This window comes from Xenorhabdus miraniensis, assembly GCF_002632615.1.
Genome location: NZ_NITZ01000025.1, coordinates 1 through 26,641 on the forward strand (window position 1 = coordinate 1; position 26,641 = coordinate 26,641).

A 26,641-nucleotide genomic window follows, 5' to 3' on the forward strand; every position below is an offset into this window, starting at 1 on the left:
TCACCTAATTCATCGATTTTTCGACGGTGATATTCGGATGCCAGCTTGTCTTTTTTTAAAGCAGAACGAGGCGGTATCATGACGGCGCTACCTTGTAGAGATGTACTGTGTCTACATTTTACTCAATTTTGTGGCTGTGAAAAGTTTTTAGAGGTTCCCTAAATATATGCTTAGTTTTTGCTTAGTATACTTTGTTTTCCCATATACTATAGGCAGATGTACCTGCTGCCACATGATTCCAAGAGATGGATTTATAGTTAAGTATAACTCTTTCATATGGCATGGCATCAAAATCATTTATAGAATTCGGATAGGCACAAGAAACTTCAGAAATTGTGGCTTCCGTGATTTTGACTTCATAGAAAAGTTTTAAATTCCCTGCTTGACCAGTACTGTAAAAAATAAATTTACCATCTAACGATTCGTTGGAATCTATTGCCATGGCTAATAGTGGTGATGATTTTTCTATGGATTTAATAAATTGTATAGGGCTGTGACTAACGTTTTGTTGACGAGTTATTGAGTGGTTTAAACTCAGTACCTGTATTTGGTTTTCGTGTCCGTTCTGATATCTGTTTCCTATTGAGTCGGGGGTTGAGCACCCAGTAGATATGAGGCCTTGCTTTTTACCATTTAAAGTTAGATAAATCATGTATGACATAAAATTACCATCCTAGTTTTTTTAGATCTGGAAAAGGTAAATTAACATACAAGCTAAAATTACAATAGTAATTCAAAGCAAAAAATAGGTATTAAAAATGCTTTTTGTTAGTCGCATTAGTGAATTTTAAATAAAAATAGCGATTTAAGTCGATATTTTTATTTGTTTATCTTCTTTAGATCTAAAATGCAGAGCTACTACGGCTCGGCCTTTTTTTACAATATCCACTGATACCACTAAATCGCTTTTTTCATTTAATTCTTTTATGGCTTAGTGGAAGTGAAGCTGTAACCGCAATAAACTTAGGCTTTGATATCTGGGTCATGACGCCAAAGCGTTAATTTGATATTATTATGCTTTTTCGGAGGGGGATCATCATGACTGCCACGATAGCAGTCGTTTGCCGATACTGCGCCAGTACGTAAACACGGAACAGGTAAAGCGGGTTTTCCGCGCTATTACTGCAAAGACTGCCAAAAAACCTTTCAACTTAACTATCTTTACAATGGTCATAATCCCGGCATGAAAGAAAAAATGATTGATATGGCTATGAATGGTTCTGGTGTCAGGGATACCGGTCGTGTTTTAGGCATCGGCATCAACACGGTTATACGGACTTTAAAAAACTCCCACCAAAGCAGGTAACATCAAAGTAGGAGGCTTACCATGATGTCACGCTCATTTGCGAGTTGGATGAACAATGGCCTTTCGTAAGGAATAAAAAACAACGTCATTGGCTTTGGTATGCTTTTGATACTAAAAGAAAACAAGCCATCGCCCATGTATTTGGTTCCCGAAAAGATGAAACCTGCCGAAAACGCCTTGATTTATTGGTACCTTTCAATATTCGTTTTATGACGACCGATAACTGGGGAAGCTATGCTCGGGAAATTGAACCAGAAAAACCTTTGCTGGGCAAAATTTTTACCCAGCGTATAGAGCGACATAATCTTACTCTACGCATTCATATCAAACGATTAGCAAGAAGAACTATTTGTTATTCACGCTCGATAGAAATTCATGAAAAACTTATTGATGCCTATATTGAAAAACATCGTTATAACACTTTGGAGTCATGACCTAAAAACAAGACATTGGATGCGTGTTTTGAAAGGCTTAATTCTTAAGATTCTGTATATGATTGAAAGAGAATACTATATTTAAGGCAGATCAACGGATTGAATATGTGACCGATGATTGTATCAATGACTATACATGTAATATCGATATTATTAAAGCTAAAAATAGGAATAAAATAAGTATATCAAATACGTTTTGGTATCGAAATTAAACTGCGCCTTTATTTTATAAAATATAAAGATGCAAAATACTTATTTATATTAATCAAGGGAAAGTCATGGCTGGAAAAGATATTGATTACATAAAGTTATTAGAAAAAGATGTTTGTACAATGTGTGGAGAAAAGAATTGTCCGTGGGGGAAAGGACATGGATTTATGAATAAGATCATGAAAAGTTTTGTAGAGGCTTATTGCAAAAACGATATGGGTCAGGTTAAAAAAATATATATATACAACGTATGGCTGCTATGACTGGTACATTTAGAAATTCCCTTGCCAGGGCGCAAGAAGATAATAGTATGAGTTCTATTGGTTTAATGAATCATTATAGAAGCCATACAGGACAACCAGTAACACTTTCTCAAGTAGGTGTACAAGAGAAAATTAGCAATTTGATACAAAAGCCGGGTGCTTTTAATAGATTGGATAATACAAGTGTTCAATCTCGTTTTATTTCACAAGTTCAAAATGGTGAGCGAATTCATTTCATAAATTCTTATGATCTTCGTAATGAAACAGGGAAGGTAAATGATCCACTATGGACTATGCGAGGAGCATTGGTTGGTGGTCATTTAAGTAATGTCAAAGCATAACCCAATGGGAATAAATATAACTTATCGGGTGAGGTTAATTATAATTTTTATAATAAGTTCAAAGATCCACTAAATATTTTTGATTGGTTTGGAAAAGACTGGAATCCAGATGGAACCCCATTCGGAATTTCGGGGGACTGGAAACAGCGTGTGAATTTTGATATTGATAAACATATGTATGAAAATAAAATCAAATCAAACCAATGCTTGATACAACTAATAGCATGAGTGGATCAGGCATGAGTGGATGGGACATGTTTTCTCATTATAGAGGCGACTCAGGCCGGTCTCTTACGCTCTCTGAAATTGGTGTGCATGATAGAGTTCGCGAGTTAATGCATAAATCAAATGCATTTGGGAAAGCAGACGGTAGCATCCATTCTCGTTTTATTTCACAAATTCAAAATGGTAAAGGAGTTGATTTTAATAATGCATATGATTTTACTAAAGAAGCAAAAGAAGTAATATTCGATCCACTATGGGCTATTGGTGGTGCAAAAGTCAGCGGGGTTTTGACAAATGTTAATGCTGAAAATATAGGCGATAAGTATAATGTATCTGGTGTAATAAACTATAAACTGTATGATAATTTTACCGATCCATATGATATGAAGGATTTAATTGGTGTAGAATGGAATCCTAATGGTACTCCATATGATATTCATGGGGAATGGACAGAATCAGTTAATTTCGATGTAAAAAAAGATATTTATGAAAACACAATTAGACCAAAACTTAGTCAATAGAAATAACTGATAAAATAACCATTAGTCGCACATTAAATGTGCGACTTTATAAAATATGCTCATCTAAAAAATGTATTTATAAAGAACCATAGGTAGATAATGACTTATAACTGCAATAATAGTCATCACTATAGACACTAATATTGTTTTTTTAAAGTTTCTTTTAAAAATGAAAAAATAATTCACAAACACTGTTATGATAAAAAAGAACACAAATATCATAAATAAAATAGCGATGAATGGCATAATACATCCCTTGTCAAAAAATGTTCTGTCATTATATATCCATCCAATTAAGAATTATATCATTATTTTGTCACGCATTCAATCCGTTGATCTGCCTTAAATATAGTATTCTCTTTCAATAAAAGTCCCGATAAATTTGTCATGCATCTCAGGGAATTTTGAGTAGTCGAGTATTTTATGGTTCAATCGTTTAATTCTGTTACGAAGTGTAAGATTTTCACGTTCGATACGTTGCGTGAAACTTTTCCCGACGAGGTGTTTATTTTTAGGCAACATATTGTAAGCTTTAAACTTATCTGTACACCAAAAAGCAACATGGAATCGCGATAGTTTTTTCAGAAGCTTTTTAAGTGTTTTCTTGTTCCGCCTTCCAAACTGTTGCATTGCTATACTGCCGCTTCCACCGCTTGAACTCTGTATTCTTTTTCTGCATCTCCTATAGGCAAATCATATACAGGGTCTTAAGCAATAACCGCCTATTTTAGATAGTAAAAAGGCTTCATTTATGATCTGATAATCGTCGCCAAACTAATATCAAAACCACGGATGAAGCCTGTGACGATTATCGCTATAAAACACCAGCTAATGCAATTCTTCAATGACGTTTCTTTGAAAAATATCGCCTTCTGATGCGGATTTATAAAACGCATCAGAAATATCGAACCCCATGTGTTATGCCAAATAATGTCCGATACTGGATTTTCTGTATTTCTTTTATCTGGCGGTTTCGCTGACAGCAAGGATAAGCACGCTGTTCATTCAGATATCCAGCCACCTGTCTCTGGATCACGGATTGCTGGATAGCGTTCAAAAGCAATTATAGATTCAGACAGGAAGAGTCCAATGTCATTGGGAGAGTCGGTATTTTTTCTATCGTGAATAATTTCTCGGTATGGCTATTCCCTGATTTATCGACCATTGCTATTTGGATCGTGAGTTGTATGATGCTGTCCTCCTAGGGTGATTTATTTGTTAAATAATAATATTACATTCTTTTTATTTAATTGAAATTTGCAAAATTAAATTCATTTTAATTATGCATATAACTGTTTGAATATTCAATAATTTTAATATAAAACACCAGAGATTAACTAAATCAAAGTGAATTAAACTTTATTTGAAAAACAACAAATATCATTGGAAAAATAATTTGTTTTTTTGTATTTTTACTATTGAATTAAAAACGTTAAGGATAAAATAAGATGTCTAACATTATTTATTTGACAATTAAAGGTAAAAAACAAGGGTTATTATCTTCTGGGTGTTCATCAGAAGACTCCATTGGAAATCTTTATCAAAATGGTCATGAAAATGAAATATATATTTACGAATTAAACTCCTCTTTATCCAGAGAACAAAATGTAAATCACTTCCCTATTAACATAAAAAATCCAATAGATAAGTCAACTCCATTACTAGGAGTAGCAATATCAGATAATGAAGAATTAGAATGTATATTTAATATGTATAGAACAGATAGCAACGGTGGATTATCTCTTTATTTCTCTACAAAAGTCACAGGTGCAACAATTTGCAACATTGATATTATTTGCCCTAACTCATCAACTCATAATGATGCACAACCATTAGAGAGCGTCTCATTTAAATACAAAAGTATAACATGGCAACATCACTTAGCTGGTACTAGTGGTTATAGCATCTGGGATGATAGGGTATATTAATCATGTACATAAATAGAAATAATGATTATTTCTCTGCAATGGGAGCATTATCTGCCAAAAGTGTGAATGAGAGTGCTTTATCTGCGTCAAGATTTATTAATAGTCCTTTTGTTAAATATAAATTTCAAGAGGAAATAAAAAAATTCACTAATTATCATATAGGGATAATAATAAGCAAATCATCTCCGGAATCCTCTAAATTAAAATCAATACAAGAATTAAAAAAAGAAAAAGAATACTTATGCAATCAAGAAAAAATATTGAGATACAATCAAATTGAAAAATATGCCATTATAGAACTAAAAAAAGAGAACGATGTTGTTAGTTATGTATTAAAAGGAGTCGGTTTAGTTGCTGGTGTCTTTCAAGTTATTTTGGGATATACCATGTTGACTACAACAAGCGTTACTGTTGTTGGTGCTGTTGCAGGCGCATCCCTTGTAGTTCATGGCTTTGGTAACATAGAAGAAAATTTTATGTCATTATTAAATAATGATGCCGAATATAAAGGTTATTTAAGAATAGGATATGAAAAAACTTTTGAATTTTTCGGATCAGATAAAAAAACAGGAAATCTAGTTTATGGTGGAGTAGATATTGCACTATCTGGATATGGGTTGTTCCGAAATGTATTAAAACCTGACGCATGGAGATTATTCAATTATATAAATGAAGATTTTATAATTGGATATAAAAATATGGGCGGTTATTCTCTGATGTTTGAAATGACAGTAGATGGGATGACGATAAAATCCACCTATGACTCATATAACGACCCACAGAATAGCAAAAAATAAAACTATATAAGTCGTTTATATTTTTTCATAAAAATAAACGACTTATATGATAACTTGAAAGCTGTTATATACAGTGCTAATGGAATTGTAAGCACAAGTGATATAAAAAAACCAATTAAATTCATTTTACCGGCTATTAAAAAAATACAAGCAGCCACAAAAAAAACAAACAACAATGCAAATAGAGACCTGTAAAATCTTCTTTCCAATTCAATTAATTCATTTAGTAATGTAGTGTTGTTTTTTTTATTTATGGACTTTAATAACTTTATATCTTTAAAAGTAAAGCCACTTTTTTCCATTAATTCTTCTATTTTTTCACTATTCATTTCTTCACTCCCTATTTTCCTTAAACTTTTCATAATCATTTGTAATTAAATTTAATTTCTCTTCTAGCTGCTTAACTTTTTGATAAGTAGCAGCAACAGCATTATAATTATTATCAAGCGCAGAACCAAAGAATAATTTTACGCTCAATGCGATTACCACAAGTACAGCCACGATGTTTCCTGCAAAAACGAGGGCAACCATAGATTTTATGCTCTCAGTAAATTTGCCTGTGATTACATCCAAATCTAATGTCTTTTATAGCAGATCATTTTTGCTGATAACAATCAAGCGATGGCGGTGTACTTCGGTATTATACCCCCAACAGAATGCTTTCCACTTTCCAATAAGTTCATTGGTCATGTATTCAACGCGTTGAATACATGACTATAATAAGCTGTTAGCAGATAAAGTTAATGGTGTGGCAATTGCATTGAAAATCAGTCACTCAAGGTAAAAAGTTACTAGGTAAAAAATTTATACAAAAATTAAGTTGTTAGATTGATAAATAGGATGGTCTTTTTGTCACCTATTTATTCTATCAATAAAAATACCTAATCTCGAATTAGATGAATAAAAAAAACTGTACAAACAAACAGAAGTTCCACCACAAAATTTATGATTATCGCTTGATTCTTATCCCCGATTCACTGGATAATCATTCGCCTCAAATTTTCTCACTATTTTTTTGCCTTAAAAGCCAAACGATTGCGCAAGCGAATGGCTGAACTGATGAGTACAGCACGGATTTTTTTATCCAGTAACGTAATCGTTTTCGTTGGCGTTCCGTAAGGCAAGGTAGAGAGAGAGTGATAGGTTTTTAGCGAAATAGTCAACAGAAAGCAGGGGAAAAACATGTCTGGTACGCAGGCACCAACTCAATGCAAACTCGATAAGTATTTTAAGATTACTGAACGCGGATCGACGGTACGTCAGGAAATTCTCGCTGGATTAACAACATTTTTGGCGATGGTGTATTCCGTTATTGTAGTACCGGGTATGCTTGGACAAGCCGGATTTCCCCATACTGCCGTATTTATTTCTGTCTGTTTGGTGACGGCCTTTGGTTCATTATTGATGGGGTTGTGGGTTAATTTGCCGATGGCGGTTGGCTGTGCAATTTCGTTGACTGCATTTACTGCGTTCAGCTTGGTATTAGGCCAACAGGTGAGTGTTCCTGTGGCGCTGGGAGCTGTTTTCCTGATGGGATGTTTGTTTACGATCATTTCAGTGACAGGGATACGTGCATGGATTTTGCGCAATATACCGATGGGAATTGCGCATGGGGCAGGTATTGGTATCGGGCTATTTCTGTTGTTGATTGCAGCAAATGGGGTTGGGCTGGTAATTAAGAATCCACATGCAGGTTTACCCGTTGCGTTCGGATCATTGACGGCTTTTCCTGTGCTGATGACGTTATTGGGGTTAGCGGGTATTATTGCTCTGGAGCGAAAAAAAGTTCCCGGTGGTATTTTGCTGATGATTATTGCAATTTCAATTATCGGTTTGATTTTTGATCCTGCCGTAAGATATCAAGGGTTTTTTAAATTTCCTACGTTGGGGGAAGATGGTTTATCCCTGATGTTTAGTATGGATATAATGGGCGCCTTACAGCCTGTGGTGTTACCGAGCGTTCTGGCGTTAATAATGACTGCGATATTTGATGCGACAGGAACGATCCGGGCTGTAGCCGGGCAGGCGAATTTATTGGACAAGGGCGGCCAGATTATCAGTGGTGGTAAGGCATTGACCGCTGATTCTGTCAGCAGTATCTTTGCCGGTGTAGTTGGTTCCTCTCCTGCCTCAGTTTATATCGAATCTGCTGCGGGAACGGCGGCAGGCGGGAAAACGGGTTTAACTGCTTCCGTTGTGGGTATTTTGTTCCTGCTGATTTTATTCCTGTCTCCGTTATCGTATTTGGTTCCTGCCTATGCGACAGCTCCTGCTTTGATGTATGTCGGGTTACTGATGCTGAGTAATGTGCGGAAGCTGAACTTTGATGATTCTATTGATGCGATGTCAGGCTTGTTGTGTGCGGTGTTTATCGTGCTGACTTGCAATATTGTGACAGGAATTATGCTTGGCTTTAGTGTACTGGTTGTTGGGCGTCTTTTTTCTGGTGAATGGCGTAAGCTGAATATTGGCACGGTTATTCTTACCATCGTATTAGTGATATTTTATGCCGGAAACTGGGCTATCTAGTTGGTTCTACGAACTGGGGTTATTTAGCCTAACTGAGAGAGGGATGAAGCGGAGATACTTCATCCCTTTCAATCACAACGACATGTTTCTTCACAAAAACACTTTCACGAAATACCTTTTTAATCTGTCAAAATCAAACGTTGATAATTTGGATCTGCGATAATCTCTGATTCTTTAAATGGCAGGCGTAACCATTGCTTCGCCTTATACGAGCGAGTGGCATCGTTATAGTGAGGGGAAGCAGGATCATCTGACAATGAGGTTAATAATAAAGTATAAGCCTCCACTTTATTATGTGGGAAGCTAATAAGCTGTAAGTAACTATTGCCAACAATCTTGGTCTTTTCTCCACCGATATTTTTTATACAGGCGATAGTGAAATAGCCAATTTCACTACAGCCACCATATAAAGGAATACGATGCTTTTCTCGTGATAAATATAAATAGTCACCCCGTTGGGCATTCAGGGCTAACCCACGGTGATTTAGATCCAGCACGGTGGCTCCCAGAGCTTGTCGGAGTGTTTCAGTGATATCAGCATGTAATTTACGCGGCGTATTTAATGGGTCATTTTTGTTAAAGGGAATGGCAAATAAAACATGATCCGGTAAATTCAATAGCCGGTTCCAAACACCATCCCAGATATGAGCACCCCGCGCGGTGAGATTACCACTATTATCCCAAGCCTTCAGGATATGGCAGGCTTGAGTTACATCAACGCGTTGTGGTGAAGAATAGGTTGTGTCATTCAAAGCATCATGTTTTACATCGATCAACGGTGAATGACAGACTCTCTCTAACAGTTCGGATTTGAACAGTTCAGCGGTCAGAACACGGCTGTCCAATACCATTTTCTGGAGTACGTCATGGTTGATGTATTTCCCCGGAGATTGATCCCGGCCTTTCAAATGTTCTTGTATCATGATATGGCCTAAACGCGTACGCATACTGACAGGTTCATTACTATCAGGGCCAAAGATAACAGGGTAGCCAGTCAATGGTGATTGGGGATTGGTAAGCCAATAACTGTCGTTCATGTTGGCGACATAATCAGTGCGCATCAAACTGGGCATTCGTGCCGGGCCTATGGCACCTGCCTGAGCTGAATCGGGATCACTTTGCCAATCGCAGAAGCTGCGCGAACCGTCAAAAAATGGGATAGCAGGCGATAATTGATTAGCCAAGGCTTGGCGTGACTCAGTAGTACAGATTTTCTCCTGCTCAGGGGAAACATTGGGCACAACTCCTATATCTGCATACCAGGCTTTATCGCTGTCACGTCCAACGGCTACGGTATTCACCCAAGGCATAGAAGCTTCTTGCTGTTGAATGGCAACGAATTCTTCAAGAGAACGGGTTTGGCCCCAGCGCAGCCAGTTCCGCCATAAGCGAAAATTTTCTTGATTGATATCGCGGATCGCAAATGCTTTTTTTGTATCCCAACGTAATGGGGGAATGTTCACCAGCGGGCCGTATTCTGATTTATACAAGGTACGGGTAATAGGGGTCAACGTGCCAGAATCTTGCTTAACCTGAACTGTAATGGTATTGGCTTGCATTTTTATTATCTTGCCATCACGGAGGTAACTTGATGGATCATCAGGCGCCAAACTGAGTTCGTAAAAACCCATGCGAGCGGCTGTCGAGACGGTGTGGCTCCACGCAATATTCTCGTTAAAGCCAATTTGGATGAGGGGGATACCTAAAAACGCCACACCACTGACATTGATTTCTCCGGGGATTGTAAGCTGAGCCTGATAAAAACGATCTGGGCTAAACCAATACCAATGCGGGTTACCAAATAACAGCGGAGAGTCTGAATTGGTGGCTTGTGTGCCAAATCCATAGATATTACTGCCGATGCCTTCACTCACTAAGCTGTCCAAATGAAATGAAGCTATCGACATGGTGGATTCTGAATCTGAAATGTCCGTAGCTGGTAATGCGGCAGGAGGTTGGGCGTTGACAATATTGGTCAACATACGGGTATATCCCTTTGCAAAACCGATGGCATACATGCGTCGATAAATATCCTGCTCACTGATTGGCTGAATCCAGTCCTTATTACGACAAGCCTGATGAACGGTCGGGTGGAGAGGTAATTCGTGAAGGTATCGGTTATAACCGGCAGTGAAACCGGCAACAAGCTGTTTGATTTTTTCAGGCTGGGCCTGAATCATGCGTTCCAGCATATCTTCTGAAAGAATATGGCGGTGATAAAAATCAGAATCTAAATTTTTCACTCTATCCGTTAATCCCTCATAAACCAGTGTGGCTTGTCCCCCAAAATATCGGGAACGTTCACCACGGTAAGTCAGAAAGGAATCTGCCATAGTACAAAGATTGTCTTGTGTCTGGACATAACCATAGCCATAACCCAATCCAACCCAATTTTTTGCTTTAATATGCGGAACCCCGAAACTGGTACGGCGTATTTCTGCATAGGTATCCAAATGACGATTAGCCTGCTTCGTGGGGACATGATGAAGGCAGGCACTTAATAAGCTTGAGAGTACAATCAAAGTAAACACTTTAAGGCAGGTTTTTATTTTTATCGTTTCAAATATCATGTTACTTTTCCTCAACAATTATTAATATTCAGTCAATAATTTTCTTTCGTGGTTGTAGTGGCTTTGAATAAATCTGACCGACATGCTTTACGTGAGGTTTCTGAGTGATTAGGAATAAAACGCTTATCCTTAGTACAAAAACACTATTATTTTTCTCCATTAGATTAATTTGATATTGAAAGTAATGGTTATTTGGGGCTTCAGATAAAAAAATCATATTTTCGGGATAGCGCATTTTATAGCTCCCTTTTTATATTTCTTTGATAACTGATAAAATAAAAATTAAATGCTGATATAGTACCGAATCGTTTTTAATTAAACTGGGTCTATTAGTTATTAGCGTTTTTTGATTGTTTTGTATATTTTAATTTAAAAAGTGGTTGTTGTTTTTTTGTTAAAATCAAATTCAGGTATGGAATTAAATTTACTTTATTAAACTAACTATTGTTACTAATCAATTTTCATTGTGTTAAAAATATCTAGCTCTTATTGAATTTAAGAAGAAATAATGGTGAGCCTGCTCCAGAAACTCAGGAAGAGATGGAGGCATCTGCATGGAGGTTTGTTGTCGAATTTTCAAAATAAGTTGAAACATTAATAAAATAATTGAGGGTTCTCCTGGAAGCTTGAAGGTGCTTCTTTACTACCGGACACATTTCAAAATGTGCTAATTTTTCACCAAACTCTTGCCGATAAGTATAAAATGAACAAATGACTTGTTGGTCATTGATTCATAATGTGATTGTTTTTTGATTTTCTTGAATAACTGCAATATTTATGCTTATTAGCGCTGTTATTAAAAGTAAAAAACAGTCACAATCTTTTCACCGACGGATTTTTGGCAATTTGTAAGGGTAACATGGAAATATTCTTTACTATCTTGATATTGATTTTGGTGGTGTCAGTTTCTGGTGTTCTTACTAAAATGATTCCGTTCCGTGTCCCCTTGCCTATAGTGCAAATAGCAATGGGAGCACTGCTCGCCTGGCCTCATTTTGGTTTACACGTTACTTTCGATCCAGAATTATTCCTCGTTTTACTTATCCCTCCTTTGTTGTTTGTTGATGGTTGGAAAACACCGACCAGAGAGTTTTTCCAGCATGGACGTGAAATTGTTATTTTAGTTTTAGTATTGGTATTAGTGACAGTTGCCGGTATTGGCTATTTAATTCACTGGTTACTGCCGAGTATCTCACTTATTGCTGCTTTTGCACTGGCGGCAGTATTATCACCTACTGATGCGGTTGCATTATCATCAATTGTTGGAAAAGGGCGTATTCCTAAGAATATGATGAGCATACTGGAAGGCGAAGCATTGATGAATGATGCTTCTGGTCTGGTGGCTCTGAAATTTGCTGTGGCAATTGCCATGGGAACGATGGCCTTTACCGTCACTGGTGCAACGATGAAGTTTTTCTTAGTTGCGCTTGGTGGATTGGCTTCCGGTATTGCTGTCACATTGATATATAGTAAATCTCTCCGACTGATGAGTCGCTGGAGTGGTGATGATCCTGCAACTCAAATCATGTTCATGATGTTGTTGCCATTCGCTTCCTACATGATTGCTGAACATATCGGTGTATCCGGTATTCTGGCAGCAGTGGCTGCGGGTATGACGATCAGTAAAGCAGGGGTGATCCGTAATGCACCACTGGATATGCGTCTGCGTGCTGATAGCGTATGGGGAATGCTGGCCTTCGTCTTCAATGGCCTTGTATTCATCATGCTGGGGCTGCAATTACCGGGTATTTGGGAAACCTCTGTCGCTCAGGCTGAACTTGATCCGCAAGTTGAAACGTGGATGCTGTTCTCTGCCGTAGGTATCATTTACGTAGCGTTGGTATTACTGCGGTTTGCTTGGTTGTGGCTGATGAAAAATAGCAGCAGAGTATTAATGAAGAAGAAACCGCTGGAGTTTGCTTCTTACACAACCCGTGAATTGTGGTTGGCTTCGTTTGCCGGTGTTCGCGGTGCAATTACACTGGCGGGTGCGTTGTCTATTCCTCTCTTTTTACCGGATGGTGATCCGTTCCCGGCTCGTTATCAGTTGGTTTTCATTTCAGCGGGTGTGATTCTGCTCTCCCTGTTTATGGGGGTTATCGCTTTACCTTTGTTGCTTCGTGGCATGAAAGTGGGTGATAAATTGGCGGATCTCAATGAAATCAGAATGGCAAAAGCAGCAATGGCTGAAGTTGCGATTGTCAGTATGAATAAGATGGAAGAACGTTTATCTGCCAGTACGGAAGAGAAACTGGATGCAGAAGACATTAGTGAAATCGCTTCCCGGGTTATCGGTTATTTGCGGCGTCGTACTGCGGGTACGGATGAAATCGAACACAATTTGATGGTTGAAGAGCTGGAACGTCGTTTCCGCTTAACGGCATTAAGGGCTGAGCGAGGAGAACTGTACCATTTGCGTGCAACCCGTAAGATTAGTAATGAAACACTACAATCGCTGCTGCATGATCTGGATTTGCTCGAAGCGCTTTTAGTGGGGAAAGATCAATAAGGGTAGGTAAAGACGAATAAATTATGTGGCTGTTAACAATCACAACCTTTTTGTGGGCCGCTTCATTTAGCCTGATCGGTGTCTATCTCGCTGGTCAGGTTGATAGCTGGTTTTCAGTTCTTGTCAGGGTAGTGCTGGCGGCAATGGTGTTTTTGCCATTTTTGCGCTGGCGTGGTCTATCATTGAAAGTTATTTCACTGTATATGGCCGTCGGTGCTTGTCAGCTTGGTGTGATGTACTTATTTGTGTTTCATGCCTATCACTACCTGACTGTTGCGGAGTTTTTGCTGTTTACCATCATGACGCCGCTTTATGTCACATTGATTTATGATTTGATGGGACGCCAGCGGCTGCGTTGGGGGTATGCGCTGAGTTCTTTGCTGGCTGTGGCTGGCGCAGCGATTATTCGTTATGACCGATTGAGTGAATCTTTTTGGGTTGGTTTGGTACTGGTGCAATTGGCGAATATTTTCTTTGCGATGGGGCAGGTTGGGTATAAGCGTTTGATGGAGGTCCATCCAATTCCACAGCGAGTGGCGTTTTCATGGTTCTATCTGGGCGCTTGTGTTGTTGCCATCATCGGCTGGCTGATGTTTGGTGATCCGCAAAAGTTACCGACAACTCAGATACAGTGGGGCGTCCTGATTTGGCTGGGAATTGGTGCATCAGGCATTGGTTACTTCATGTGGAACTATGGCGCAACCCAAGTGGATGCCGGAACACTGGCAATTATGAACAATATGCTGGTTCCGGCCGGGTTGTTGGTCAATTTTGCAATTTGGCAGCAGCATCCTGATTGGCTGAGTTTTACCATTGGAGGCAGCCTGATTGTTGCATCGCTTTGGGTGCATCACCGCTGGATACTGAAACCCGTTTCACAAAAGGCAAATTGTCCACCGCGTGTTGGCGAGCAGAACGAATAAACGTATCAATGGCAGGTTGACGCTGTTCTCCTTCCCGGTTGGCAGCGTACAATCTGCTCCATAACCCTTCCCCTAACGTTTGGGTCACAACCAACCCCTGCCTTTCGAATGTTTCCACTGCCCAATGTGGTAATGCAGCAATACCCAAACGGGCCGCCACCATTTGGATCAGCAATAGCGTATTATCAACAGCTTTCAATGTCGGAGTGACATCCGCAGGTTCGAGAAAACGCCGCCAGATATCAAACCGTTGCCGCTGAACGGGATAAATCAATAGGAGCTCAGAAGCAAGATCTTGCGGATGGATATCTTGTTTATTTGCCAGAGGATGATCCGGCGCGATCACCAGTTTTACTTCATAATCAAACAGTGGAGTGTAGTGCAGATTACTGTCCGCAATGATGTCTGATGTCAGAACGATATCCAATTCTCTCTTTTGCAGAGCAGGCTGAGGATCAAACGTTACACCGGATTCAAAATCCACGTTAACTTGTGGCCAGCTTTCACGAAAACGCTTAAGTGCGGGTGTCAGCCATTGAATACAACTATGGCATTCAATGGCAATGCGTAGATTTGTCTCTTCTGGTTCATTACATTCACGCAGGGAAGCCGTAATCAAGGGCAATACTTGTTCCGCCAGTCTTAATAATATTTCTCCCTGGGGCGTTAACCGCAGAGGCTGGCTTTTACGAATGAATAGCTTAAATCCCAGCCGATGCTCTAATTCACTGAATTGATGAGAAAGGGCAGATTGCGTCTGATGAAGATAATTTGCAGCCGCCGCCAACGATCCACAATGGTTCAGTGCTTGTAGTGTTTTGAGATGTTTTATTTCGATCATGAAAAACCTTCAAGTTGATAATGAATAAATTGCGCTTGTGGTTTATACACTACATGTTGATTATAGAAGTGTAAACATCTAGACGGCTAAAAATTTCACGGGTGATAACATGACGGTTTTGAATCATACTTTAGGTTTTCCACGTATTGGCTTGAAAAGAGAGCTGAAAAAGGCGCAAGAAAATTATTGGGCAGGCAAGATTTCCCAACAGGAATTGCTGGAGACAGGTCGTGAATTACGCGCCCGTCATTGGCAACAACAAAAAGAAGCGGGCGTTGATTTAGTCCCCGTTGGTGATTTTGCCTGGTATGACCAAGTATTGACCACTAGCTTGTTATTGGGCAATGTTCCACCACGTCATCGAAACGAAAGTGGAAATATTGATCTGGATACCTTGTTCCGTATTGCTCGTGGCCGGGCACCGACAGGCACACCAGTAGCAGCTTCGGAAATGACCAAATGGTTCAACACAAATTATCACTATATCGTGCCTGAATTTCAGGAAGGGCAGGAATTCAAACTAGGCTGGAACCAGTTGCTGGATGAAGTGGATGAAGCTCTGGCGTTGGGACATAAAATAAAACCTATCCTGTTGGGACCGGTGACTTATTTATGGCTTGGTAAAGTGAAGGGCAAGGCTTTTGATCGCTTATCTTTACTGGCAGATATCTTACCGATATACCAACAAGTGCTGACAGAACTGGCAAAACGTGGCATTGAGTGGGTACAGATTGATGAACCAGCGTTAGTGCTGGAACTGCCAGAAGAATGGCTCTCGGCATTCTCAACGGCTTATCAGGCTCTTGAAGGGCAGGTGAAATTACTGCTGACGACCTATTTCGATAGCATCGGTCATAACTTGGAGACAATCAAATCACTGCCAGTGCAGGGGCTGCATGTTGATTTAGTGGCAGGACAGGATTCTCTTGAGAGTTTGGATAAATCACTGCCGGATAATTGGTTGCTTTCATTAGGTGTCATTAATGGCCGCAATGTTTGGCGCGCAGATTTGAGTGAGAAATATCAGCTTGTTGCACCATTGGTCAGTAAGAGAAATGTGTGGATTGGCACTTCCTGTTCATTGCTGCATAGCCCGATTGACCTGAATGATGAAACAGGGTTAGACGAAGAAGTGAAAAGCTGGTTTGCCTTTGCATTGCAGAAATGTGCGGAGCTTTCTTTGTTGTCACAAGCATTGAATGCACCAGAAGGCAGTAAGCAGGCTGAACTGGATGCTTATAGCGCACCAATTCGTGCCCGCCGTAGCTCTACAAGGGTAAATAATCCAGCGGTTACTGAGCGTATCGCTGCGATCAAGCCGCAAGATAGTGAACGCTATCAGGCATATCCTGAACGTGCCAAGCTTCAGCGTCAACGTTATAACTTACCGCTGTGGCCAACAACAACCATCGGTTCATTCCCGCAGACAACGGAAATTCGTGGCTTGCGTCTCGATTTCAAAAAGGGCCGGGTGGATAGTACGCATTACCGCACTAATATCAGTGAACATATTAAGCAGGCGATTCAGGAACAGGAACGTTTGGGGCTGGATGTGCTGGTGCATGGGGAAGCTGAACGTAACGACATGGTGGAATATTTCGGTGAACACTTTGATGGTTATGTCTTCACGCAAAATGGTTGGGTGCAAAGCTACGGTTCCCGTTGTGTAAAACCACCAGTGATTATCGGCGATATCAGCCGCCCAGAAGCCATTACTGTAGATTGGGTGACTTATGCACAATCCTTGACTGATAAACCTGTGAAAGGGATGTTAACAGGGCCGGTGACAATTCTCTGTTGGTCATTCCCAAGGGAAGATGTCAGCCGGGAAACTATCGCTAAACAGATAGCGCTGGCTCTGCGTGATGAAGTTGATGATTTACAAAAAGCAGGCATTGGTATCATTCAGATTGATGAGCCTGCATTGCGTGAAGGGTTGCCACTGCGCAGAGAAGAATGGCAGGCATATCTGGAATGGGCGGTGGATGCCTTCAAGCTGAGTGCAGCCGTTGCGGAAGATGACACCCAAATCCACACTCATATGTGTTACTGCGAGTTCAATGACATCATGCCGTCTATTGCTGCACTTGATGCGGACGTGATCACCATTGAAACTTCTCGCTCAGATATGGAGTTGTTGGATTCATTCGAAGATTTCTCATATCCGAATGAAATTGGGCCTGGTGTATATGATATTCACTCACCAAACGTGCCAAGTGTTGAATGGATTGAAGCACTACTGCGTAAAGCGGCTGACCGTATCCCTGTTGAACGTTTGTGGGTAAACCCGGATTGTGGTTTGAAAACCCGTGGTTGGACAGAAACCAGACAATCATTGGCGAACATGGTAGAAGCCGCAAAACGCCTGCGTGCTTCAGTGAATGATTATCTTTAAAATTAAGAGATAAATTGAAAATGCCCGCCACAGAGGATGTAATGTGGCGGGTTTAAGAGATTATTTCCCAAGGAGTTTGTTTTTCAATAAACTCATACCAGCCGATTTCAAATCCAGATTTTCCGGCACTTCACCGTTTGGTGTGACTTTATCAATGAGATTTGGCAAATGTTGGGAGAGTAAAGAAGAGGCTTCATTGGGATCTATCCCGATTTTATCTGCCAACTGTTGGATTGTTGAAGAACCAAAAATAGAAGAAATTTGATCGTCATGAACAGGTAAATTTTCGCCTGAACCAATCCATGAATGAATCGTCCCATCCAGACCTTGCTGGGAAAACTTATCAATTAACCCACTTATTCCTCCCTGACCTTCAACCCAGTCCATCATATGCTGTAGTTGCTGGTTTTTACCACCACTCAGCATATTAGCGATTTGATCGAAAAAGCCCATCGTAACACTCCCCTTTGTTGAGGTTTTATCTGCTTGACCAGATAAAACACTTAGCTAGGTACATTTACAGGAATAAAGTAGTAGAAATGTTATGAAATAAAGATGAGTGACAGATTTAATTATTACAGTAGCACAATATTTCAAATTCATCTTATATGGGGAAAAGAGGATTTGAGCATTAAGCGTTTTTCTTACACTAATCTCATTTTTATCACATCAAAGTGTTAAATGAATATTTCTGGTTTGTCTATAAAAAAATATTATAATTCAAATGATTACAATATTTTTTTATTATGAAATATAAATTATGAATGTGATATCTATCGTTTTTTTGTGAAATTATCTATGTGAAGATTACAAAAGTAATAAATAGTCATACAACACCAGGGAACCTCATGAATAATTCAATACAAAAAATAGGGGTTATAGGATTGGGAGCGATGGGAATGGGAATCGCTCAGTCCTTAATCAGGGAAGGCATTTCAACTTATGGTTTTGACTTAAATGCCAAAGCTTGTGAGCAACTTAAACAGATAGGAGCAATAGGTGTCGCTGATAGTGCAGCCCAGTGGTGTCAGGAACTTGATGTGCTTTTATTGGTAGTGGTTAACAATGTACAAATTGAGCACATTTTGTTTGGTGGCGAAAAACCGTTAGTCAATCAACTTAAAGCGGGTACAACTGTTGTTCTACACAGTACTGTATCCGCTGAACAGGCACGGGGTTTTGCCAGTCGTTTGCACGAATACCATATTAAGATGCTTGATGCACCAATTTCAGGAGGGCCGCAGAAGGCTACTAAAGGGCAATTAACCGTTATGGCCTCAGGCCCCTCTGAATTGTTTGAGCAACTCAAACCGATTTTTGATGTGATTTCAGAACGTCTTTATTACATTGGTAGTGAAATCGGTCAGGGTTCAACCGTTAAAATGATTCATCAGTTATTGGCAGGCGTTCATATTGCCGTTGCGGCGGAAAGTATGGCGCTTGCCGCCAAAGCAGATATTCCACTGGATTTAATGTATGACATCGTAACTCATGCGGCGGGAACTTCATGGATGTTTGAAAACCGTGTTCCCCATATCTTGTCAGGAGATTATACGCCTAAATCTTCTGTCGATATTTTTGTTAAAGACTTAGGAATTGTGCTTGAAGCTGGAAGGACGATGAAATTTCCTCTGCCGATGGCAGCAACGGCACATCAAATGTTTTTAGCTGCCAGCAATGAGGGGCTAGGACAGTGGGATGACAGTGCAGTGATCAAGACATTCAAGGGCATAATTTTGCCAGAGAGTAAAACATGACTATCAAACTGGGGGTAATTGCTGATGATTTCACAGGAGCAACAGATATAGCCAGTTTTATGGTGCAAAGTGGTTGGAAAGTAGTCCAGTTGTTAGGGATTCCAGATGAGGATACCTATATTCCATATGATGTAGATGCTGTTGTAATTAGTTTGAAAATTCGCTCTTCTCCTGTTGCTGAATCGATTTTTCTTGCATTGAAGGCTTGCCGTTGGCTCCTGAATAAGATTGGTTGTCGGCAACTATTTTTCAAATACTGTTCTACTTTCGATTCCACACCTGAAGGAAATATTGGCCCCGTCATAGATGCTTTAATGGATGAACTCCAAGTTGATATCAGCCTGATTTGCCCAGCTCTGCCAATTAATGGACGGACAGTAGTGCACGGACACTTGTTTGTTAATGGACAGTTATTGAACGAAAGTGGAATGCAATATCATCCAGTCACTCCGATGAAAGATGCCAATTTACTGCGATTGATAGAACAGCAATCAAAAGGGAGAGCAGGACTCGTTAATCTTGATTGTGTGCGTCAGGGAAAACAAATTATTTGTCATCATCTGGAATCATTACGTCAGAATGGCATTCGTTATGCGGTCGTGGATGCGATGATGATGAAAGATTTGATACCTATCGCTCAAGCAGTATCGGATATGACATTAGTGACAGGCGGTTCTGGTCTAGGGGCAGCACTAGCTAGTTACCATTCAGGGCACGCTCTGGCATCTTCGACAGTTGGCGATATTCCACCAGCTATAGGTAGAAGAACTGTTATTCTTTCAGGAAGTTGCTCTGTTATGACGAATCGGCAAGTCATTGAGTATAAAAAAATTGCACCAGCCATGGCATTGAATATTGATGAATGTATTAATAATTCCATATACGCTAATCAATTGGTTGATTGGGTTATTCAACAACCAGAAGATGGCTTGGCACCGATACTATATTCTACACAGCCCCCTCAATTGTTAGAAATGATTCAGCAACAGTATGGCATCTCAAAAGCGAGTAATTCAATTGAACGGCTCTTTGCTGAGATCGTTAATAAATTGAAACAACAAGGATTCAATACGTTTATTATCGCGGGAGGGGAAACTTCTGCTCAGGTTGTACGAAGTTTAGAAATCAACCAATTCAGTATTGGTGCACCTATTGCACCTGGAGTTCCTTGGGTACATGGTTCACATACCGATTGTTGGCTAGCTTTGAAATCAGGTAACTTTGGTGAAGTAAATTTCTTTCAACACGCACAGGAGATGTTTCATGGATGAGGATATGCTACGTGCGGCATTGGTGAAATGGGCTCGTTCAATGTTTGAGCGTGGTTATAGCAGCGGTGGTGCGGGAAATATCAGTGCAAGGCTACAAGATGGTTCGTTTATTGTTACGCCAACGAATTCTAGTTTTGGAGATTTACAGGTAGATAGACTAAGTAAATTGGATGCAGAGGGGAATTGGATATCAGGTGATAAACCGACTAAAGAGACTTCTATGCATTTGGCAATGTATCGTAATCGATCTGAATGTAATGCGATAGTTCATTTGCATTCTCCCTGGCTAACTGCTCTTTCTTGTATGCCTAATTTGGATCGTGAGAATTGCCTTCCTCCTATTACTCCATATTATGTCATGAGAGTAGGACGTTTGCCTGTGATAGAATATTTTCCACCTGGGGATGAAAGAATTAGCCAAGAAATTGCGAGGCTTGCCACAAAACACAACGCTATTTTGCTTGCAAACCATGGACCGGTTATCGGAGGTAAAACGCTAAGGCAAGCTTTTTTTAATGCAGAAGAATTGGAGGACACCGCACGGATTTATCTGATGTTATTGCCGCATGGTTTTACTACCTTGAGTGAATCGCAAGTACAGGAACTGGAAACGCGTTATCCCAGATAATAACAAGGGCTAAAGATGGCTAGATTTGCTGCAAATTTGAGTATGATGTTTAACGACGTTCCTTTTATTGAGCGATTTTCTCGGGCTGCAGATGCAGGGTTCAGTGGTGTTGAATACTTGTTTCCTTATGAAGAGTCGGTGGAAAAACTTGAAGCATTGTTGACAAAACACCAATTGACACAAGTGTTGTTCAATATGCCAGCAGGGAATTGGAGTATAGGTGACAGAGGAATGGCTTGCTTACCGGGGCGTGAGAAAGAATTTGTCGCTGGGGTGCATAAGGCAATGGAATATGCTTTACCATTAGGTTGTAAACAAATTCATGTAATGGCCGGAAAATGGGACGGGCAATTTACTCAGGAGCGGCAAAATGAGTGCTATATTGCAAATATCCAGTATGCTGCGGATGTTATGGCTGAACATGATATTAATGTTTTAATTGAACCGATAAATATCCGTGACATGCCTGGTTATTTTTTGACAACATCAAAGCAAGCAGAAGAATTATTAAAGGCTATTGATCGTAAAAATGTCTTTATTCAATTGGATCTTTATCATTGTCAGATTATGGAAGGTGATTTGCTAAGAACAATAGAGCGGTTGTGGAAGAAATTTACTCATGTTCAAATTGCATCAGTTCCGGGACGTCATGAACCAGATGACGGTGAGATCAACTACTTTTGGCTATTTAAAAAGTTGGATGAGATGGGATACCAAGGATGGATTGGATGCGAATATCATCCGGCAGGATATACGGAAGAAGGGCTTGGATGGCTGGTAAAAGCTCAATCATAACTAGACGATAATATATAGCAGGAAAGGTAATGAATCCCCCAGAGCGTAGAGATTTTATTTATCGTTATTTACATGAATATCAGACCGTTTCTATTAGTACATTAGTTTCATTGCTGAGTGTCTCGCATATGACTGTTAGGCGGGACATTCGTGTTTTAGAAGAAGAAGGAAAGATAATTAATATCACTGGAGGTATCCAGTTGAATGATGCGTTGCGTCAAGAATTACCATGGAATGAAAAAGCACTTATTCATCATCGCCATAAACGAGCAATTGGAAAATATGCGGCCTCATTGGTGGAAGATGGGCAAGTGGTTTATCTGGATGCGGGTACTACAACATTTGAAATTGCTCAGGTATTAGCAGAACGTTTCCATCTGACGATTGTTACGAATGATTTTTCTATTTCCCATTATTTGATGAATAAACCACAGCTTAATTTGTTTCATACTGGGGGACAGGTAGATAAACGTAATTATTCTTGTGTTGGAAATAGTGCAGCCATGTTGTTGCGTACTCTAAATATAGATATTGCATTTATCAGCACCAGTTCGTGGGATCTTGAACATGGAATTTCCACTCCCTATGAAGAAAAAGTATTGGTGAAGCAGGCATTGTTAGAGATTGCTCGTAGGAAGATACTGATTTCCGATAGTAGTAAATATGGTAAATATGGCATGTTTCGTGTCTGCCCTCTCTCAAGTCTAAATGACATTGTATGTGATGGGCAATTGCCAATGCTAGTACAACAACAATTACAGGAACTAAACCTGAAATTACACATCGTTAACATATAAAAATCAAAAAACTCTCATCTATAAAATAGCCTCCGATAGGCCACAAAGGAGTGCTTTTCGTTAAAGAATTATTCCGTGTATTATTTAAAAATAACTATGGAATAAATTTTAAATAATTGACACCAGCTGACATGTAGTATTCTCGTTTTCCAATAAATTTTCCCCCCTTCAAAGATATCGTTTTTGAATTATCTACAATAATTCGTATTGAAATGGAGTTTGATGATGGCGTTTTACATCCCAATTATAGGTTTAGGAGTAGCTGTATTTACCCTAATTTTCTTGGTCTTGCGTACCCGTATTCATGTGCTGCTTGCTATGTTGATTGCGGCGATAATTGCAGGTGTTTCGGGAGGCTTGAGTATTACTAACACTGTTGAGGTGATTACCAAAGGATTTGGCTCAACATTGGGCAGCATCGGTATCGTGATTGGATTGGGGATCATGATGGGGCGGGTGTTAGAGGTTTCCGGAGCTTCTGAACAAATTGCTTACAGTTTCATTAAATGGTTGGGGAAAAAGCGTGAAGAATGGGCATTGGCGATTACCGGTTACATTGTCAGTATCCCTATTTTTGTTGATTCGGCTTTCGTAATCCTTTATCCGTTGGCTAAGGCATTAGCGAAGAAAGGCAAGCGAAATTTATTGACACTGGTGGTTGCACTGGCTGGGGGATTAGTGGTAACTCACCATATTGTTCCTCCAACTCCCGGGCCACTTGGTGTTGCTGGTATCTTCGGTGTGGATATCGGGGCAATGATGTTGGTAAGCATGATACTGGCTGTACCATGTGTTATTGGGATTACTCTTTATGCAAAATGGTTAGCAACTAAGTATCCGGAATACCAACCAACTGATAAAGAACCTGAAAATTTAAAACAGATCCATCAAGATTACTTGGCAGAAAAAGCCAATAAATCGTTGCCAAGCTTGTTTCTCTCTCTTCTGCCTATTATTGTTCCTATTATCTTGATCCTTATAAAAGCCATTAATAGCTTACTACTGGGAACAAAAACATTTCTCGGAAAGGAGAACTATTTATATTTTCAAGTCTTTGATTTCTTCGGTTCACCAATTATTGCCCTGTCAATCAGTGTATTAATAGCGATTTATACTTTAATACCCAAAGCTAGCAAACAAGAAGTTATTGAGCATTTGGAAACTGGATTAAAGACAGCGGGTATTATTTTATTGGTTACGGGGGCTGGAGGAGCGTTAGGTGCTGTACTGCGCGAAAGTGGGACGGGAACTATCTTGGCAAAATATATTGCTAGCCTGCCAATAATACCAGTTTTGATTCCATTCGTCATTTCGACGCTAGTGCGCTTGATTCAAGGTTCTGGCACTGTGGCAATGATTACCGCAGCCTCTATTTCAGCACCTATTCTCAATCAGATACCAGATATCAATATGTTAGTGGCTGCTCAGGCTGCGACAGTAGGTACACTGTTTTTCGGTTACTTCAATGACAGTTTGTTCTGGATGGTTAACCGAATGATGGGCATTAAAGATGCAAAACAACAGATGATAGTCTGGTCAATCCCTACCACAATTGCATGGGGGATTGGGCTGTGTGGTGTACTGCTTCTCAACCTTGTCATGTAACATATTAAAATGGCGCTCTGTAACGGGCGCTTTTCTGTTTTCAAGCTTTGTAATTAACTTTCGAATATTATTCTCACTTCTGCATTACTTTCTCTTTACATTGTGATCTTAATTGCAATTAAATGCGTTGCGTCATCTTAAACACTAGAGATGACGTAACACATTTTAAGCCAGATGATATCCAGCCATATTTTTGTTTTTAAGGCCATTTTAAGTTTTAAAGTTAGGTCTTTCACTCCTTTGCAAAGATAATTCTAAGGTTATGAAGAGTAATTTCTAAGAAAAATTATTACTATTTGGCATTTTTTTAGATCTAACTGTTATTTTTTCAGGCGATGGTATCCGTGCATTTATCGCTAATCATACAGATTGAAATAGGGTTTTATGATGGAGTTTTACATTCCAATTATTGGATTGGGAGTGGCGGTATTTACGCTGATTTTTCTGGTCTTACGATCTCGTGTTCATGTCCTTATTGCCATGCTAATTGCTGCAATAATCGCTGGAATATCAGGTGGATTAACGATAAGCAATGTCGTCGAGGTGATCAGTAAGGGATTTGGTTCGACATTGGGCAGTATTGGCATTGTGATTGGGTTGGGGAGCATGATGGGGCGGATATTGGAAGTTTCTGGTGCAACAGAGCGGATCGCCTATAGCTTGGTAAAATGGTTGGGTCAAAAGCGCGAAGAATGGGCTTTGGCGATTACCGGATATATTGTCAGTATTCCCATATTTGTGAATTCGGCCTTTGTGATCCTTTATCCGCTGGTGAAAGCATTAGCAAAGAAAGGTAAACGAAATGTATTGACTCTGGGCGTATCACTGGCAGGCGGGCTGGTAGTAACCCACCATATTGTTCCACCAACACCGGGGCCTCTTGGTGTCGCAGGGATATTTGGTGTAAGTATAGGCTCAATGATGTTGGCAGGCGCGATACTGGCTATTCCATGTGTAATTGGCATTATCCTTTATGCAAAGTGGCTGGAGACTAAATACCCTGAATATCAGGTTACTGATGCAGAAGAAAATTCAGAAAATCTGCAACAAGTTCATCAACGCTATCTGGAAGAAAAAGCCAGTAAGCCCCTACCAAGCTTATTTTTTTCCCTTTTGCCTATTGTCGTGCCGATTGTTCTGATTTTTATAGGCGTAATTAGTGGCATGGTGTTGAAAACCGATGAATTTGCCGGGAAAGGAGACAATTTATATTTTCAACTCTTTGATTTTCTTGGTTCGCCCATTATTGCTTTAGCAATCAGTGTATTGTTGGCGGTTTATACGCTTATGCCTAAAGTCAGTAAACAGGAGGTGATTGAACATTTGGAGGCCGGGTTAAAAACTGTGGGGATTATCTTGCTGGTGTCGGGGGCCGGAGGTGCATTGGGAGCTGTATTAAACGAAAGTTCGACGGGAACGATGCTGGCTCACTATATTGCTGCCCTGCCAATAACACCGGTCCTGATTCCGTTTATCATCGCGACCTTAATACGCATCATTCAGGGTTCTGGTACGGTAGCAATGATTACCGCAGCATCTATTTCAGCGCCTGTTATCAGACAGATACCGGATATTAATATGTTGGCAGCGGCTCAGGCTGCGGTGATGGGAACACTGTTTTTCAGCTATTTTAATGACTGTTTTTTCTGGGTGGTTAGCCGGATGATGGGGATTAAGAATGTGAAGCAGCAAATTATTGTCTGGTCAATTCCTACTACAATCGCATGGGGAATTGGGCTGTGTGGTGTACTGCTTCTCAATTTTGTCATGTAAATATACCCGTCGTCTTCCAAGTTGCCGCTTTGTTGGCTGTGGTTCATTCCCTTGCCGTCGCGCTGCATCTTGAAATCCACCGGGTAAAATCCAGAAGGCGCTCTGTGAGGGGCGCTTTTCTGTTTTCAGGGTTTGTGATTGTTCTTCGAATATTGTTTCCGTTCCAGCATTATACTCAAAACATTATTTCCTCTATTATTTGTGATTTGAATCACAAATGTAT

At 39.9% G+C, this 26,641-nt stretch carries 22 protein-coding genes and 5 pseudogenes; 17 read left to right on the forward strand and 10 right to left on the reverse strand.

Going from position 1 to position 26,641, the window contains the following annotated elements; translation table 11 throughout:
• Window positions 1-181: 181 nt before the first annotated feature.
• Window positions 182-661, reverse strand: a complete 480-nt coding sequence (locus Xmir_RS18565) for an Hcp family type VI secretion system effector (protein ID WP_099115607.1) — start codon at window positions 659-661, stop codon at window positions 182-184.
• A 144-nt stretch (window positions 662-805) separates the two neighbouring features.
• A pseudogene (locus Xmir_RS29480) lies at window positions 806-928 on the reverse strand (replication initiation protein); the annotation flags it as partial.
• 141 nt (window positions 929-1,069) lie between these two features.
• Here Xmir_RS29480 and Xmir_RS18575 point away from each other — a divergent pair.
• The 4 genes and pseudogenes from Xmir_RS18575 to Xmir_RS18590 all read left to right on the forward strand — a co-directional run.
• Window positions 1,070-1,740 (forward strand): annotated as a pseudogene (locus Xmir_RS18575) (IS1 family transposase); the annotation flags it as partial.
• 278 nt (window positions 1,741-2,018) lie between these two features.
• Window positions 2,019-2,213 carry a hypothetical protein gene (locus Xmir_RS18580; protein ID WP_099115608.1) on the forward strand — a complete coding sequence of 65 codons (195 nt, stop codon included), beginning with the start codon at window positions 2,019-2,021 and terminating at the stop codon, window positions 2,211-2,213.
• A complete protein-coding gene (locus tag Xmir_RS18585) occupies window positions 2,210-2,554 on the forward strand; it encodes a hypothetical protein (RefSeq protein WP_145956926.1) in 345 nt (114 codons plus the stop codon). The genes Xmir_RS18580 and Xmir_RS18585 overlap by 4 nt, the downstream gene beginning before the upstream one ends.
• Before the next feature lie 239 nt (window positions 2,555-2,793).
• On the forward strand, window positions 2,794-3,300 hold the full coding sequence (locus Xmir_RS18590; RefSeq protein ID WP_145956927.1) for a hypothetical protein: 507 nt from the start codon (window positions 2,794-2,796) through the stop codon (window positions 3,298-3,300).
• Window positions 3,301-3,642: 342 nt separating this feature from the next.
• Here Xmir_RS18590 and Xmir_RS18600 read toward each other — a convergent pair.
• Window positions 3,643-3,936: pseudogene (locus Xmir_RS18600) on the reverse strand (IS1 family transposase); the annotation flags it as partial.
• Window positions 3,937-4,219: 283 nt separating this feature from the next.
• Window positions 4,220-4,489 (reverse strand): annotated as a pseudogene (locus Xmir_RS18605) (ISKra4 family transposase); the annotation flags it as partial.
• A 259-nt stretch (window positions 4,490-4,748) separates the two neighbouring features.
• Here Xmir_RS18605 and Xmir_RS18610 point away from each other — a divergent pair.
• Together Xmir_RS18610 and Xmir_RS18615 are read left to right on the forward strand one after the other, a co-directional pair.
• A complete protein-coding gene (locus tag Xmir_RS18610) occupies window positions 4,749-5,228 on the forward strand; it encodes an Hcp family type VI secretion system effector (protein WP_099115613.1) in 480 nt (159 codons plus the stop codon).
• Window positions 5,229-5,230: 2 nt separating this feature from the next.
• Window positions 5,231-6,025: a DUF4225 domain-containing protein gene (locus Xmir_RS18615; RefSeq protein ID WP_244170983.1), complete on the forward strand. Its 795-nt coding sequence runs from the start codon at window positions 5,231-5,233 to the stop codon at window positions 6,023-6,025.
• A gap of 2 nt (window positions 6,026-6,027) precedes the next feature.
• On the opposite strand, the gene Xmir_RS18620 is transcribed toward Xmir_RS18615, so the two are convergent.
• The 3 genes from Xmir_RS18620 to Xmir_RS25780 all read right to left on the reverse strand — a co-directional run bounded on the left by Xmir_RS18620 (window position 6,028) and on the right by Xmir_RS25780 (window position 7,209).
• Window positions 6,028-6,354, reverse strand: a complete 327-nt coding sequence (locus tag Xmir_RS18620; RefSeq protein WP_099115614.1) for a hypothetical protein — start codon at window positions 6,352-6,354, stop codon at window positions 6,028-6,030.
• A gap of 4 nt (window positions 6,355-6,358) precedes the next feature.
• Window positions 6,359-6,526: a hypothetical protein gene (locus tag Xmir_RS25775; protein ID WP_167386010.1), complete on the reverse strand. Its 168-nt coding sequence runs from the start codon at window positions 6,524-6,526 to the stop codon at window positions 6,359-6,361.
• 506 nt (window positions 6,527-7,032) lie between these two features.
• Window positions 7,033-7,209 carry a hypothetical protein gene (locus Xmir_RS25780; RefSeq protein WP_167386011.1) on the reverse strand — a complete coding sequence of 59 codons (177 nt, stop codon included), beginning with the start codon at window positions 7,207-7,209 and terminating at the stop codon, window positions 7,033-7,035.
• Between Xmir_RS25780 and Xmir_RS18630 the strand changes: the two genes are divergently transcribed.
• Window positions 7,208-8,554, forward strand: coding sequence for an NCS2 family permease (locus Xmir_RS18630; protein ID WP_099115616.1), 1,347 nt, complete (start codon window positions 7,208-7,210; stop codon window positions 8,552-8,554). The two genes, Xmir_RS25780 and Xmir_RS18630, sit on opposite strands and share 2 nt — an antisense overlap.
• A 119-nt stretch (window positions 8,555-8,673) precedes the next feature.
• On the opposite strand, the gene Xmir_RS18635 is transcribed toward Xmir_RS18630, so the two are convergent.
• Window positions 8,674-11,124, reverse strand: coding sequence for a penicillin acylase family protein (locus Xmir_RS18635; RefSeq protein WP_099115617.1), 2,451 nt, complete (start codon window positions 11,122-11,124; stop codon window positions 8,674-8,676).
• An 859-nt stretch (window positions 11,125-11,983) separates the two neighbouring features.
• Here Xmir_RS18635 and Xmir_RS18645 point away from each other — a divergent pair.
• The gene (locus Xmir_RS18645) at window positions 11,984-13,633 is read left to right on the forward strand and encodes a Na+/H+ antiporter (RefSeq protein WP_099115619.1); all 1,650 of its coding nucleotides are present in this window, start codon (window positions 11,984-11,986) and stop codon (window positions 13,631-13,633) included.
• Between the two features lie 23 nt (window positions 13,634-13,656).
• On the forward strand, window positions 13,657-14,556 hold the full coding sequence (locus Xmir_RS18650) for a carboxylate/amino acid/amine transporter (protein WP_099115620.1): 900 nt from the start codon (window positions 13,657-13,659) through the stop codon (window positions 14,554-14,556).
• Here the strand turns inward: Xmir_RS18650 and metR are convergent.
• Entirely contained in the window at window positions 14,441-15,397 is a 957-nt protein-coding gene (gene metR / locus Xmir_RS18655) for an HTH-type transcriptional regulator MetR (RefSeq protein WP_145956928.1), read from the reverse strand. The two genes, Xmir_RS18650 and metR, sit on opposite strands and share 116 nt — an antisense overlap.
• Before the next feature lie 109 nt (window positions 15,398-15,506).
• Between metR and metE the strand changes: the two genes are divergently transcribed.
• Entirely contained in the window at window positions 15,507-17,792 is a 2,286-nt protein-coding gene (metE, locus tag Xmir_RS18660; protein ID WP_099115621.1) for a 5-methyltetrahydropteroyltriglutamate--homocysteine S-methyltransferase, read from the forward strand.
• A gap of 60 nt (window positions 17,793-17,852) precedes the next feature.
• On the opposite strand, the pseudogene Xmir_RS18665 reads toward metE, so the two are convergent.
• Window positions 17,853-18,254, reverse strand: a pseudogene (locus Xmir_RS18665) (YidB family protein); the annotation flags it as partial.
• Between the two features lie 386 nt (window positions 18,255-18,640).
• On the opposite strand from Xmir_RS18665, the gene ltnD reads away from it, so the two are divergent.
• From ltnD to Xmir_RS18700, 7 genes are all read left to right on the forward strand, one after another.
• The gene (ltnD, locus tag Xmir_RS18670; RefSeq protein WP_099115623.1) at window positions 18,641-19,549 is read left to right on the forward strand and encodes an L-threonate dehydrogenase; all 909 of its coding nucleotides are present in this window, start codon (window positions 18,641-18,643) and stop codon (window positions 19,547-19,549) included.
• A complete protein-coding gene (otnK, locus tag Xmir_RS18675) occupies window positions 19,546-20,820 on the forward strand; it encodes a 3-oxo-tetronate kinase (protein ID WP_099115624.1) in 1,275 nt (424 codons plus the stop codon). The genes ltnD and otnK overlap by 4 nt, the downstream gene beginning before the upstream one ends.
• Complete coding sequence (otnC, locus tag Xmir_RS18680) at window positions 20,813-21,448, forward strand: 3-oxo-tetronate 4-phosphate decarboxylase (RefSeq protein WP_099115625.1); 636 nt, start codon at window positions 20,813-20,815, stop codon at window positions 21,446-21,448. Before otnK ends, otnC begins: the two co-directional genes overlap by 8 nt.
• 15 nt (window positions 21,449-21,463) lie before the next feature.
• Window positions 21,464-22,243, forward strand: coding sequence for a 2-oxo-tetronate isomerase (gene otnI, locus Xmir_RS18685; protein WP_099115626.1), 780 nt, complete (start codon window positions 21,464-21,466; stop codon window positions 22,241-22,243).
• A 29-nt stretch (window positions 22,244-22,272) separates the two neighbouring features.
• Window positions 22,273-23,040 (forward strand): DeoR/GlpR family DNA-binding transcription regulator, encoded by a 768-nt coding sequence (locus Xmir_RS18690; protein WP_099115627.1) that lies wholly within the window; start codon window positions 22,273-22,275, stop codon window positions 23,038-23,040.
• 222 nt (window positions 23,041-23,262) lie between these two features.
• Window positions 23,263-24,645: a GntP family permease gene (locus tag Xmir_RS18695; protein ID WP_422646025.1), complete on the forward strand. Its 1,383-nt coding sequence runs from the start codon at window positions 23,263-23,265 to the stop codon at window positions 24,643-24,645.
• A 387-nt stretch (window positions 24,646-25,032) separates the two neighbouring features.
• On the forward strand, window positions 25,033-26,418 hold the full coding sequence (locus tag Xmir_RS18700; RefSeq protein ID WP_099115629.1) for a GntP family permease: 1,386 nt from the start codon (window positions 25,033-25,035) through the stop codon (window positions 26,416-26,418).
• Window positions 26,419-26,641: the final 223 nt, after the last annotated feature.